The organism is Neglectibacter timonensis, from assembly GCF_900048895.1.
In the GTDB taxonomy this organism is placed as follows: Bacteria; Bacillota; Clostridia; order Oscillospirales; family Acutalibacteraceae; genus Acutalibacter; species Acutalibacter timonensis.
Window position 1 is genome coordinate 354,606 of sequence record NZ_LT160639.1, and the last position, 12,420, is coordinate 367,025.

Below are 12,420 nucleotides of genomic sequence, written 5' to 3' on the forward strand. Positions count from 1 at the left end.
TCCTCTCTTTCTTTACCGGTAGCCCAGTGCATGCAGGTTGTCATAGCTTCGCTTCAGGCAGTCGAAGGGGCTGCCCTGGCAGACGTCCTGTTCCACCAGCAGATATTTGGTTTTTCCAAGCCTTTCCAGTGTCTCCAATATCTTCGGAAAATTGAGATTTCCCTCCATCACCGGCGCCATGATGGGATCCATCCCTTTTACGGACATATCCTTTAAGTGTACGCAGGGGATCCGGTCCGAAAGCTTTTCCAGCCAATCACATACATCCGCCCCGCCCATCTGAATCCAGAAGGTATCCAGGGTAAAGCCCAGCTCTTCAGGAGCAAAGCTTTCCAGCAGTGTGTCCAGAACCAGCTTTCCGCCGAACTTCTCAAATTCAAGATTGTGGTTGTGGTACATCAACAGCTTGCCGGCCGCCGCAATCTTCCGGGCAGGCTCCCTGTAATCTTCGGCAAAATGGCAGAGCCATTCCGGCGTCCGATATTTCGGAGGCATCATTCCGATACCGATATAATCACAGCCCATCACGTCATGTTCCCTGATGACGGCCTCCGTATCGTTGAGAATACGGTTGGGGTCCGTATGAGTCAATACAATTTTCAGCCCGTGCCTGTCGCAGACTTCCCGTACCTTTTCAGCGGGAATCGGTCCAATTGCGGATATCTGCACCGTGGTATAACCCATTTCAGCCACCTTGCCCAGACTGAAATCCAAATCCTTTTCCGTCTGCGTATACTCCCGCAGGGTGAACAGCTGCGCGCCCAGAATCATTTCCATCTTGATTCATCCTCCCGTCACATTTTCTGGTTTTCCAGTATCTCAAGTATACCATTCTTTCCTGGAGTTTCCATTGCAAAAGGAACAAAAAACATTGCAAATATCACTGTCTTCTTTTATACTGCAAAGAGAAGAATCTGAAAGGCCTCTTCAAACTTCCGGCAAAAGAACCTCTGGGGCTCGACAGGTAGAAGAGAATGCGAGGAATTGTCATGGACAAAGAGGAAGAGGTGCGAACCTCCCTGCAGCTTTACAGCCATCGAATTACCCGAAAGAGCAGTCTGCGGTACGACCTGCACTGCCACAGTTTTTTTGAGATTTATTATGTTGTCTGCGGCGAACTGCAATATCTGGTGGAAGGAAACCATTACATTCCCCGGCAGAACAGCGTGCTGCTGATCCCCGCCGGAGCCTTCCACGGAGTCCGCATCGACAGCGACGCCCCTTATGAGCGCTACGCGCTTCATTTTCTTCCGGAGCTGCTTTCCCCCGAATACCGGGAGACCCTGCTGATTCCTTTTCGTCCCGGCGGCTTGTTTTTGGAAGACCCCGGCACAGGGTTTCGGGACCGGTGTGCCTCCCTGCTGGCAAGCGGAACGCTTCCGGAGCCGCTGAAGAGCGCCGCCGTCAAAAGCCGTTTGGAGGCGCTGCTCACCGAATTATGCGCTGTGGAATACGCTTCCAGAACAGACAGAGGGGCGGAGGTCTCCCACCCGGTTCAGGGAATTCTAAATTATGTAAACCAGCATTTGACGGAAGACCTCTCTCTTAAACACCTCTGCGAACAGTTTTTTCTCAGCAAGAACCAACTCAACCTATTATTTCACCGTGCTACCGGAACGACGGTCTGGAACTATCTGCTGCATAAACGCGCCGCCCTGGCGCAGCAGCTGCTGCGCCAGGGCATTTCCGCCTCTGAGGCCGCTTCCCGGGCGGGTTTCCGGGACTATTCCGCCTTTTACCGGTGCTATCGAAACATTTACGGCAGTTCCCCTGCGGAAGCCAAACGCAGCGGCTTTTTTACGCCTTCGGCGGATGCTCCCTCTTCTCGCCATACATCTTCTGATCGGCCAGGTAGATGAGGCGGTCCAGAGAGCAGGAATCCTCAGGATAGCAGGAAACACCCACACTGCAGCCCCAAAAGGGAATCTTCTCTTCTTGGATTACGCGGGGCAGCAGACGGATGTTTTTTACAAATTCCGGAGTTTCCCTACCCGTATACAGGCATACAAATTCATCCCCCGACATCCGGTAAAGCCTGCCCTGAGAATCCAGCAGTTCCTGCACATGTTTTGAAAACCAGCAGAGATACCGATCCCCTGCCAGATGCCCATAGCTGTCATTGATGGATTTAAAACGGTTCAGATCCATAAAAACCAGGGAAAAGGGAGTTTTCTTCTCCATAAGGGTATTGGCGTCCAAAAACAGTCCGGCCCTGTTTCGAAGCCCGGTCAAATGATCGGTGTAGGCGATTTCCTGCAGCTGCGTTTCATTGCGGCAGCTCTTCACCAGACGGTAGATGAGCAGATAGCTCATAGCGGCAATCCCAGTCAGTACGCAGAGGGTCACAAGCCGCAAAATAAGCGCTTTCGGATAGAGGAAGGTCAGGTTCAGCAAAATCGCCGCGGCGTACCACCCAACGCTTACCGCCAGCAAAATTTTATCCAGTCCTCCGTTCATATGGTGCAGCAGAAAGAGCAGGCCGCCTTTCACCCACCGGAAAAAGAACCAGACTGTGCCCGCATACAGTCCCGTCTGAACCAACAGCACGCGCAGGGCGAAGCCTGCCTCGCTGAAAAGGCTGGAAAAATGGACAGAAAACACAAAGATAAGCATGGTATAAATCCAGGAGGAACACATGATGCTCAGAATACGCGGCAGGCTTTCCCGGTACAGCAGCCGGATAGGTATCAGGTACAGAAAACCCAGCACAGAGAACAAGCCGTTCCCGTTCCCGAATTGGCTGCCCCGGGAGAGCAGCACATAGGATCCTCCCACTAACCCGGCCGTAAAGAGCAGAAACACCGCCGCAATACGCCTGCCGGAGTATTTTCTTGTACCACAGGTGTGCATCACGGAGAGGTTTACACCTACCATTTCCAAAACCACCAGTAAATTGACAGCAATCTCCATCTTCAGCATCCTCCAATAGCCGCCGGAATTCCGACAAAAGTGCAAAGTATGCCAGCTGTATTTTATCTTATATTTTCAAAAATAAATTTCAACGATATTATAGCACAAAAATACGCAGTTGCGTAAAAAATAAGATGCAGGGATTTTTTGTTAGATTCTGAACCATTCATTCGTTTTAATAGAAAACAGCAGGCATAAAAAAAGAGTTCTTCTCGGAAAGGATGATTTCTAAGTGAATGACAAGAAACTTCTCATTCTCCTTCGTTCCGACCCCGAAGAAGGCCTGCGGAAAGCCATCGCAGAACATGGCGCAGCTGTAAACGGTGTAGTCCGCCGTGTGCTCCGGAACGCTTCCCAGGAGGCGGAGGAATGCTGTGCAGACGTATTTGTAGCCCTGTGGCGCCATGCTGAGAAGCTTCTGTCTGACGCTGTGCCTGTCCGGGCATGGCTGCTGGTCACCGCACGCAATGCCGCTATTGATCGTTGGAGAAAACTGACCCGCAGGGAAGAGTTTCCACTTTATGAAGAGCTGACAGGAGACAGCGGCCTGCCAGAAAACATAAGCGATTTGGAAGCTATGCTCCAGGAGTTGGTGGAAAGCCTGCCGTCCCCGGACCGTGAAATTTTCCTTCGGAAATACTATTTGCTGGAAACATCCAAAGAAATAGCTGAGGCCCTCTCTCTTACAGAGGGAAATGTCAATGTCCGTCTTTCCCGTGGCCGGGAAAGACTCAAACGGCAGCTGCTCCAGAAAGGAGGCGACCGGTATGCTCTCTGCAAATAAGCGTCTATTGGAGCAACTCCAGTATCTGAACACCTCACAATCCCCTCTGAGCAAACAGGAAGCCGAGAGGATTCTGACAAAGTCTCTGGACAAAGTGCAGGCCGAAAGATGCAGCGCTGCGGATCTGGAGAGCAAATATTTCCAGGAAGACGGAATGGAAGAGGATATTGGAACCGAGCAGATTCCGGTCTTTGTCAAGCCCGGAAGAAAAATCCGCCGCCGGATCGCTTCTCTCTGTGCAGCCTGCTTCGCAGCCGGTTTTTTTCTCTTTCTGCTCTTTTTGAATACCGTTAATCCCACAGCCGCAGAAAACCTTCCCATCGTGGGAAGTATTGTAGAAAAAGTGAACCGGCAGTTCCGATACCAGCCGAAGGAGCCCGAGATTCCTCCAGAAGCGGAACCAAGCTTCCTCCCTTCCACCCCCGAACCCACGGGATCTGCTTCGCCTTCTCCGCAGCAGTCAGCCGATACCTTGTTTGAGACCATATCTGACGACGGTAGGCTGACCGGAGAAATAGACAGCCTCACAGGGGAGGGGTTCACTCTGCATCTGGCTCTCGCTTTTACGCCTGCCGACGGGGATCTGAAACAGTACCGCTTCCTCACGTATCAAAGTGTTGAACTGAAGCTTGACGGCCAAGACCGTCGGATCCGGCAGGAGTCGGGCCTTTGCCTGGAGAGGCAGGGAGACGGGGACGTCTGGACCGGTGAAACCGAAATTGATCTTTTGGACTACGAGGAGTTCGAAGAAGTGGAACTGCAGGCCGAATTGACATTTTCCGGCTTCGAAGCTTGGGAGGACTCCCCGGTCAGCGGGGCAGAAGGCGTAGCTGCGGGAGACACCATCACTTTCCGTCTGGCGTTTGCGCCGGGAGCTGCCAGCCTGTGTTCCGTGGAGAACACAGGCCAGGAAAGCGGAGAAATCTTTTTGGATCAACTGGCCGTCAACAGCAGCAAACTGTTGGTATGCCTGGAAATTTCCGACCTCATTTCAGACCCGGTAGTCATCCTTTGCGGAGAAGACGGAAGCTATCTGGACACTGTCAGCTGTGAAAAGCTTGGTCCAAGTTCTGCTGGATCCAGTTCTGACTGGCGGGGAATTGCTGCATTGCCTTCGGAAAACCGCGAGAGGCTGATCCTCCGGGTCAGCGGACAGGATGGTGTCACACTGGCGGAATACACAGCCATTCCGGCGCCTTCCAGCAGGCCTTCCCCTACGCCCCCTTCTCCGTCCCCAAGCCCAGAGGGAGAAATCTCTCATGACCCAGCAGAGTCCAGCCCCGTTTCCAATCAGCCCGTCCCCTCTGTACAGCCCACCGTTTCTCCCTCGGCAGTACCGGAATCCAGGCCTTAACTTTCAAGGACTCCGGCGGCACGGGAGGTTCCAAAACAATTGAAAAAATCCGCCCTGAAGCATGGCTCAACTTGCCTGCCTCAGGGCGGATTACATTATAATACTCTGACGGGCCAGAGTACAAATTTCACTCTTTTCTCCGCAGGCCCGCTTTCTGCAAAAGAGCGCTTTTCTTTCCTATTTGCCGATTAGCTTTCAGACTCATTCCTGAACATTAATGATTACCTTCATGGTAGTCTCCCGATTCGCATCGATATACCGGTATGCCTCCAGATACTCCCGAAAGGCAAAATGCTTGGAGACGAGAGGCGCCAGATGAACCTTCCCCTCCTCCACCAACTGGATTGCCTTTACGTAATCCTCATTCCGGTACATCATCGATGTGTTGAGATCCAGTTCATGATCGTTCAAAACCGCCAGATCCAGTTTGCCCGGTCCGGCAAAAACCGCCACCAGAATGATGGTGCTGCCTTTTCTGGCATACTGAATTGCCTGGCCCATGGTGATATTGTTGCCGGCACAGTCGTAGATCACATCCGCTTTATCCGGACCGAAAGAGTCCACCAGCGCCTTCCCGAAATCTGCCTCTTTGGTATTGACACAGAAATCAGCGCCGCATTCCTTCGCCTTCTGCAGGCGCACATCGCTGACGTCTGTAATGAGTACGCTTTCAGCTCCCATGCCCTTTGCAGCCTGAGCCACCAGAATGCCGATGGGACCGGCACCCAAAACCGCAATTTTCTTTCCCTCCATGTCACCGGCCCTGCGCACCGCATGGACGGCAACCGCCAAGGGTTCGATCATAGCGCCCTCGTCAAAGCTCATGGATTCCGGCAGCGGCGTCACCTTCTGTGCATCCACAGCAAAATAATGGGAGGCTACGCCTGTTGTCTGAAAGCCCATCACTTTCAGCTCCTCACAGAGATTATACTTGCCGTGGCGGCAGGGATAGCATTTTCCGCACACAACCTGAGGCTGGATGGTCACCTTCTGTCCCACCCGAAGGCCCGTGACGCCTTCTCCAAGCTCTGCGATCTCTCCCGAAACCTCATGTCCCTGCGTAACCGGATACTTGGTAAAGGGATGCTCTCCGTGGTAGACGTGGATATCCGAACCGCAAACGCCGATTTTCATAATTTTAACCAAGACCTCGCCCTGACCGGGCTTCGGCGTTTCCACCTCACGAAATTCGATTTCCCCCGGTTCTGTCATCACCTGCTGCAGCATTACTGATTCCTCCTGTTTTTCCGAATTATTTATATGAGTTTAAAAAGCATGGGCGCCGCCAGAACGCCGGTGCGCTTGAGCTGATATTCGTAGCTGAACCTGTCTCCTCCGGTGCGCCAGGATTCCGGTCCGAACCAGGTCAGCTCCTCGTCTGTCAGATGGACCTGGCCGAAAGTATTGATCCGGCTGCCGCAGGCCGTCAGCTCGATCAGATGCCTGCCCCGGCTCAGCCTTCCCAGCGAAACCCGGTAAGGAGAAAAAGCGATATCGCCGCGCTTTTCCCCATCCACCTTCACGCAGAGCACCGGGCTGCGGTATTTAGCTGCAGAAAGCTCATATTCGCCCTCCTCTGTCTCCACCTCCAGCAGGTAGGTAAAGTTGCCTCCATAGAAGGGAAATCCCTGATTTGTCAGGTCGCCGAAACCCACATCAGCAGGCATGGCTGTAAGCACTGCCGTTCTGCCCCGAACCCGTACGCCGAATTCTCCCAGAAGATAGCACCATTCCAGGCTCGATTTGCTGTGGTAAGGCAGGACAATTTCCAGGGTATGCCTGCCCGCCGTCACCTCCGCCAGCGGCAGCACGCTGAGGCAGGGGTCCACATACCAGCCTTCGGGCTTTCCCTTTACCGGCTCGCCGTCCCAGCTAACCGAGGCCAGCGCCGCCTGCTCCAGCGCCAGCTTTACCCGGCCTACATTTTGTTCTGCCTCTATGGTAAAGCGCAGGCTCACCTGATGCTCATAAGGCTCCTCCTCCAGGGTCCAGGGCTGGGCCACATTTCCGCCGTCCGCCGGATATCCCAGCCGCTTCCGGACCGCCGTATCGGCCCGCAGCAGTTCCTCGCAGGGCTGGAAGCTTCCTCCGTCCACCGCATATTCCGCTTGGTCCAGCAACAGGGCGTTTGGCTCTTCCAGCCGGTATCCCTTCCCATGACAGAGCGGAGAAACCAGCACGCGGCTCGGCTGCTTCTGTGTCTGTCCCGCCGGATTTCTGCCCGGCTCCAGCTGCAGAAGCAGGCTGTCCTGTCCATAAAACTCCCGCTGCAAAACCGTTCTGCCACCATGATACTCCGCCGGAAGAGGACTCCTCTTTCCCGTAAGAGTGTCCAAAAGGGTGAGCTTATACTCAGCCGGCAGCTCCACCGTCAGCTTCCGGGCCTCAGGCACATCCTCCCCGTGAATTGCCCGGCCGTTGGCGAGAAACAGCAGATAACCCTCTTCCGTCTTCCGCAATTGGGAAAGGTATTCGTTGGTTCTCACCCCGTTTTCATCCTTCAAATCCACCAACCGCCAAGGCTCCAGCTCCCGAAGCAGCAAGCTTCTGTCAAACCCGATCTGGGTGCAGGCTTCCGCCAGCCTTTGGGGTTCTTCACTGGGGACCGCATCCACATGGGTGGGCGCTTCTCCCAGGAAAACTACCTTTCCTCCTTCGGCGGCAAATGCCGAAAGCCTGCGCAGCGTTTCCCTGCGCAAAGTCACGCAGCCGGGAACCACCACGGCATCATAGGCCATCTCGCCCACCTGGAATTTACCGTCATTCCCTTCAGGCATTTCCTGCAATAGGCTTTCGCAGATGTAATCAAAATCTAACAGTCCAAACAGCAGCCACTCTGTCACTTCTTGGAACTGCCGCTCCAGTTTTTCACGCATGTCGGCGGTCTGCTCCTTCGGGCCGAACCAGAGCCAATAGCTTTCGATGGGATGGATGACCCCAATGCGCACCTGCGGCCTGCCGCTCTGCAGGGCGGTATTGACCCGGGCATAGTGGTCTTCCAGAAGCCGGTACTCTCGGTACCAGGGAGACTGGAAGAAAATGGAAGCCGGATAATCCCGCTTTGCCTCCCCCTCCATAGAGACCCAGGAGAGATGGTGCACCCGATGGGTTACGCCCAGCGCAGCCTGCCAATCGCCCTGCAGCTTATGCCGCCGGAAGTCAAAATCCCAATTGGTGACACCGTAAAGCTCGCTTGTCATCTCATTCCTGCCGAACTGGTGAACCGCGCTTTGGGCCTGTTTTGCCGTAGTGTATTCCCGTGAGTCGCAGAGCATATCGATCCCTGGGATCTGGAAGCCGCGGTAATGGCGCATGGCCTCGCTGATGGCGGCGGTCTGGGATTGAAGCGTGGGCTCTTCCATCATATGGCCGGTCAGAGCGATGCCGTGCGATTCACACCATTCTCCCAGGGTATCGGAAAAGGCCTCGGCAAACCGCTGGGCAATGTGGTCGTGATAACGGTACCGCGTCAGGGACCGCACCCCGTCCGGCAGCTCCCACACCACCTCCGGCAGACGGTCGAGAAAGCTTTCTCCATAGGCCGCACGGTAGCTGTCCTCAAAATCATCGGTATAGGGAAGGATCAGGGGCTTCTTTTCCTCCGCCTTCCCCAGCGTCTCCTTGTGTACAAACTGCGGCTCATCGGTAAAGATAGAAGGAACCGCTTTACCGAACTCCGCACCCACCGCCCCGGCATAGACTTCATGGGTGGTCTCTGCAAAACGCTCTATGGCACGCTTATTCAATGTGTTGACATAGGTTTCATTGTTATACCAGGAGGAGGGCTCGCTGATTTCCAGATAGGCATACCAGGCTCCATCCGCTTCCTCTTCGGGCGCCAGTCTCCGGTAGGCGGCAAGGCGCCCGTCCCGCAGTTCTATCTGATACCGGGCAAGCTCCGTACCCTTTCCGGTAAAGACGCCCTTCGCCGCGCTGATCGACTCCGATTCCTTGCGGCCAGTCCCCTCCTCTTTGGAAAACGGCGTGAAGACCAGATAACGGCTGCGGAATTCCGGATCCTTGGTCACCGCTCCCCCACAGGCTCCGGACGGCCAGCGGTCTTCGTCGTACAGACAGGCCTTCATCTGCAAAGCTCCGGCCTTATCCACACAAGCTTTCACCACATCCAAAAATTCTTCTCCCAGATAGGGTGTGTTCAGGCCCGTGCGGCAGTGCATGGTAAAGCCGCCCATGCCCATCTCCCGGAACACATCGATCTGTTTGAGAATCGTGTCCCGGTCAAGCTTTGTGTTCCAAGCCCAAAACGGCGCCCCGCGAAATCTGGACGAAGGATGCTCGAACTCTTTTAGATAATCCATTTCTATCACCATCTTCCTTTCTGCCCGCCGCAGCACTCTGCGGCTTTGCGCAGCAAATGCCGGCCTTTGCATTCGGCCGGACTGCAATACTCCTCCACAGCGCCCCTCCCCCGCACAACAGGGAAAAGCTGCCTGCGCCTCCTATTATAATGCCTGCTTTACAAAGCCGCAAGGGCTCAATGCAGAAACTGTATCCAGCTCTTTTTTCCTCCTTCCGGAAAGCGGGAAACTGTCCCTAAGGTTTTCCTCCACAGCGTTTTCCACTCATGTAAGAATGTATTTTTATACACGCTTTTCACAAAGATTTTCAGGAAGATATCCATTTATTCGCTGTTTTTTCCCTTGCAAACCGACAAAAAAGATGTATAATATCCTTAGTCTCAATGAATATTTATTTCGAAACTCAAGGAGAGAACCCAACATGAAAAAACTTGCATTACTGTTGTCCGCCCTGCTTTTGGCCGCCTCTTTCGCCGGCTGCGGGGAGACCCCCTCCTCCAGCAGTTCCGCTGCTGCAGGCTCAACCGTTGCTTCCGAGGAAAGCACCACTGCTGACGATAACACATTGATCATGGCCACCAACGCCTTCTTCGAGCCCTACGAATATTACGAGGGTGACGAGGTTGTGGGAATCGACGCCGAAGTGGGCAAGGCAATTGCCGACAAGTTGGGAATGGAGTTCAAAATTTCCGATATTGATTTTGATTCCATTATCCCCGCTATTCAGAGCGGCAAAGCTTCTATGGGTATGGCCGGCATGACCGTTACCCCGGAGCGTGAAGAGAACGTAAGCTTCACCCGCTCCTACGCCACCGGTATTCAGGTGGTTATCGTACCTGAAGATTCCACCATTGCCTCCATCGACGATCTGGAGGGCAAGAAGATTGGCGTACAGCAGGGAACCACTGGGGACATTTACTGTTCAGATTCTCCTGAAAAGGGCGGTTATGGCGAAGACGCCGTCACCCGTTACAACAAGGGTTCCGACGCCGTGATGGCTCTGCTTTCCGGCAAGGTGGACTGCGTGGTCATCGACAACGAACCTGCCAAAGCCTTTGTTGCTGCCAACGAAGGCCTGAAAATCCTCGATACTGAGTATGCCAACGAAGATTATGCCATCGCGATCGCCAAGGACAACACCGAGCTGCTGGAAAAGGTGGACAAAGCTCTGGCCGAACTGATCGAAGACGGCACTGTACAGAAAATTGTGGACAAATACATCACATCCGACTGATACAGGCGTGTGAAATGTTCCACGGCCTGCTGATGTTCTGAACGTCGGGGCCACATGAAACATGGGAAACAGGGCGTCGGGGAGACGGTAATTCTCCCCCGCCCTTTTCGTATCGATCCCGGATCGTTTTCCAGTGAGCCTAAAAAGATTGACGGCAGAACCAGCTGTGAAAAATTCCGTCTTTATGGTATGCTTAAAGAATACTGCAACAGCATGGGTTCCGGCCGCTTAGAAGCAGGCTCCGCCAAACCGGCGGCAGGGTACGGGGCGGGCCGCATTTATTATTATTGATGGTAGGAGGAATGAAGTATGGCGGAATCCTGGGCCTGGCTCGTGAACCAATTCGAGCAGACCTTTATCACGGACAACCGCTGGCAATATTTCGCAAAAGGTATTGTCACTACGCTGGAAGTCACTTTTTTAGCGTTGATTCTAGGCGTGGTGATCGGTGTGGTCATCGCGGTGATACGCTCGGCACACGATTCACAGCGGGGCAGCAAAAAGGGAATCGGTCATGTGATACTGGCCTTTTTTAACGCCATTGCCAAACTATATCTTACGGTGATCCGCGGCACCCCGTCCACCGTGCAGCTGCTGATCATGTGGTTTATCGTATTCAAATGGGCCAGAGACGATATGATGGTCTGGGTTGCGGCCATCTCCTTCGGCATCAACTCCGGCGCCTATGTGGCGGAAATCGTCCGTTCCGGCATCATGTCCATCGATTTGGGGCAGTCGGAGGCAGGGCGCTCTCTGGGTCTGAATTATACGCAGACCATGGGTTACATCGTCATCCCCCAGGCCATCAAAAACATACTCCCCGCATTGGGCAACGAGCTGATCACTTTGCTGAAGGAAACCTCCATCTGCGGCTTCATCGGCCTGCAGGACCTCACCAAGGGAGCCATGATCGTGCAGAGCCGCACTTACGCGCCCTTTGTGCCCTACCTATCTATCGCCGTTCTCTATCTGGCCCTGGTGTTGATTTTGAGCAAGCTGCTGAGCATCTTTGAAAGGAGGCTGCGCGAAAGTGATCGACGTTAAAAACCTGGAAAAATCCTTTGGAGACCATTTTGTGCTCAAAGGGATCAATGAGCACATTAATAAGGGCGAAAAGGTGGCTGTCATCGGCCCCTCCGGTTCCGGAAAATCCACCTTTCTGCGCTGCCTGAACCTGCTGGAACAGCCTACGGGCGGCACCATCACCTTTGAAGGGGTGGACATCACCGATCCCCAAAACGACATCAATAAGATGCGTACCAGGATGGGCATGGTATTTCAGCAATTTAATCTTTTCCCCCACCTTTCGGTCAAGGAAAACATTAAGCTTGCCCCTCTCAAGCTCAAGCTGATGACCAAGGCGGAAGCGGACAAGCGAGCATTGGAGCTGTTAGAGCGTGTCGGGCTCCCCGATAAGGCAGATGCCTATCCCAAACAGCTTTCCGGCGGCCAGCAGCAGAGAATCGCCATTGCGCGGGCTCTGGCCATGAATCCGGATGTAATGCTCTTCGACGAACCCACCTCTGCGCTGGATCCTGAAATGGTCGGCGAGGTACTGGAAATCATGAAAGAGCTGGCCGACGACGGTATGACCATGGTTGTGGTCACCCACGAAATGGGTTTTGCCCGGAGTGTAGCCACCCGGATCCTGTTTATGGACGAGGGCGTCATTGCCGAGCAAAACGAACCGGAGGCATTCTTCACAAATCCTCAGAATCCGCGGCTCCGGGAATTTCTCTCCAAAGTACTGTAAAAAAACAAGGGACCGCTGCAAGAGATTTAATCTCTTGCAGCGGTCTCAATTATTGTGCAGAAGGGA

Annotated in this window: 11 protein-coding genes; 7 read left to right on the forward strand and 4 right to left on the reverse strand. The window is 53.9% G+C overall.

Features of this window, described 5'->3' with window-relative positions:
• Nucleotides 1-12 precede the first annotated feature (12 nt).
• The gene (locus BN3911_RS06725) at nt 13-777 is read right to left on the reverse strand and encodes a sugar phosphate isomerase/epimerase family protein (RefSeq protein WP_242871087.1); all 765 of its coding nucleotides are present in this window, start codon (nt 775-777) and stop codon (nt 13-15) included.
• A gap of 197 nt (nt 778-974) precedes the next feature.
• Here BN3911_RS06725 and BN3911_RS06730 point away from each other — a divergent pair, with 197 nt between their 5' ends.
• The gene (locus BN3911_RS06730; RefSeq protein ID WP_066863122.1) at nt 975-1,859 is read left to right on the forward strand and encodes an AraC family transcriptional regulator; all 885 of its coding nucleotides are present in this window, start codon (nt 975-977) and stop codon (nt 1,857-1,859) included.
• Here the strand turns inward: BN3911_RS06730 and BN3911_RS06735 are convergent.
• On the reverse strand, nt 1,798-2,910 hold the full coding sequence (locus BN3911_RS06735) for a GGDEF domain-containing protein (RefSeq protein ID WP_066863125.1): 1,113 nt from the start codon (nt 2,908-2,910) through the stop codon (nt 1,798-1,800). The two genes, BN3911_RS06730 and BN3911_RS06735, sit on opposite strands and share 62 nt — an antisense overlap.
• A 232-nt stretch (nt 2,911-3,142) precedes the next feature.
• Here BN3911_RS06735 and BN3911_RS06740 point away from each other — a divergent pair, with 232 nt between their 5' ends.
• Nucleotides 3,143-3,694: an RNA polymerase sigma factor gene (locus BN3911_RS06740; protein WP_074039121.1), complete on the forward strand. Its 552-nt coding sequence runs from the start codon at nt 3,143-3,145 to the stop codon at nt 3,692-3,694.
• On the forward strand, nt 3,678-5,048 hold the full coding sequence (locus tag BN3911_RS06745; RefSeq protein ID WP_066863128.1) for a DUF4179 domain-containing protein: 1,371 nt from the start codon (nt 3,678-3,680) through the stop codon (nt 5,046-5,048). The genes BN3911_RS06740 and BN3911_RS06745 overlap by 17 nt, the downstream gene beginning before the upstream one ends.
• Nucleotides 5,049-5,249: 201 nt before the next feature.
• Here the strand turns inward: BN3911_RS06745 and BN3911_RS06750 are convergent, their stop codons facing one another.
• Together BN3911_RS06750 and BN3911_RS06755 are read right to left on the reverse strand one after the other, a co-directional pair.
• A complete protein-coding gene (locus BN3911_RS06750) occupies nt 5,250-6,275 on the reverse strand; it encodes a zinc-dependent alcohol dehydrogenase (protein WP_066863130.1) in 1,026 nt (341 codons plus the stop codon).
• Nucleotides 6,276-6,304: 29 nt separating this feature from the next.
• Nucleotides 6,305-9,367, reverse strand: coding sequence for a type 1 glutamine amidotransferase family protein (locus BN3911_RS06755; protein WP_066864261.1), 3,063 nt, complete (start codon nt 9,365-9,367; stop codon nt 6,305-6,307).
• A 421-nt stretch (nt 9,368-9,788) separates the two neighbouring features.
• Here BN3911_RS06755 and BN3911_RS06760 point away from each other — a divergent pair, with 421 nt between their 5' ends.
• Genes BN3911_RS06760 through BN3911_RS06775 form a run of 4 tightly spaced genes read left to right on the forward strand, consistent with a single transcriptional unit; the run spans nt 9,789 to nt 12,354 of the window.
• On the forward strand, nt 9,789-10,601 hold the full coding sequence (locus tag BN3911_RS06760) for a transporter substrate-binding domain-containing protein (RefSeq protein ID WP_066863133.1): 813 nt from the start codon (nt 9,789-9,791) through the stop codon (nt 10,599-10,601).
• A gap of 54 nt (nt 10,602-10,655) precedes the next feature.
• Complete coding sequence (locus BN3911_RS06765; RefSeq protein ID WP_066863136.1) at nt 10,656-10,892, forward strand: hypothetical protein; 237 nt, start codon at nt 10,656-10,658, stop codon at nt 10,890-10,892.
• A gap of 18 nt (nt 10,893-10,910) precedes the next feature.
• A complete protein-coding gene (locus BN3911_RS06770) occupies nt 10,911-11,645 on the forward strand; it encodes an amino acid ABC transporter permease (protein WP_066863139.1) in 735 nt (244 codons plus the stop codon).
• Nucleotides 11,632-12,354 carry an amino acid ABC transporter ATP-binding protein gene (locus BN3911_RS06775; protein ID WP_066863142.1) on the forward strand — a complete coding sequence of 241 codons (723 nt, stop codon included), beginning with the start codon at nt 11,632-11,634 and terminating at the stop codon, nt 12,352-12,354. Before BN3911_RS06770 ends, BN3911_RS06775 begins: the two co-directional genes overlap by 14 nt.
• Nucleotides 12,355-12,420: the final 66 nt, after the last annotated feature.

Excerpts from the sequence above, each read along its gene's own strand:
- BN3911_RS06735 (WP_066863125.1), bottom strand. The coding sequence starts at position 2,910 with ATGGAGATTGCTGTCAATTTACTGGTGGTTTTGGAAATGGTAGGTGTA.
- BN3911_RS06770 (WP_066863139.1), top strand. The coding sequence starts at position 10,911 with ATGGCGGAATCCTGGGCCTGGCTCGTGAACCAATTCGAGCAGACCTTT.
- BN3911_RS06760 (WP_066863133.1), top strand. The coding sequence starts at position 9,789 with ATGAAAAAACTTGCATTACTGTTGTCCGCCCTGCTTTTGGCCGCCTCT.
- BN3911_RS06755 (WP_066864261.1), bottom strand. The coding sequence starts at position 9,367 with ATGGATTATCTAAAAGAGTTCGAGCATCCTTCGTCCAGATTTCGCGGG.
- BN3911_RS06725 (WP_242871087.1), bottom strand. The coding sequence starts at position 777 with ATGGAAATGATTCTGGGCGCGCAGCTGTTCACCCTGCGGGAGTATACG.
- BN3911_RS06745 (WP_066863128.1), top strand. The coding sequence starts at position 3,678 with ATGCTCTCTGCAAATAAGCGTCTATTGGAGCAACTCCAGTATCTGAAC.
- BN3911_RS06765 (WP_066863136.1), top strand. The coding sequence starts at position 10,656 with ATGAAACATGGGAAACAGGGCGTCGGGGAGACGGTAATTCTCCCCCGC.
- BN3911_RS06730 (WP_066863122.1), top strand. The coding sequence starts at position 975 with ATGCGAGGAATTGTCATGGACAAAGAGGAAGAGGTGCGAACCTCCCTG.
- BN3911_RS06750 (WP_066863130.1), bottom strand. The coding sequence starts at position 6,275 with ATGCTGCAGCAGGTGATGACAGAACCGGGGGAAATCGAATTTCGTGAG.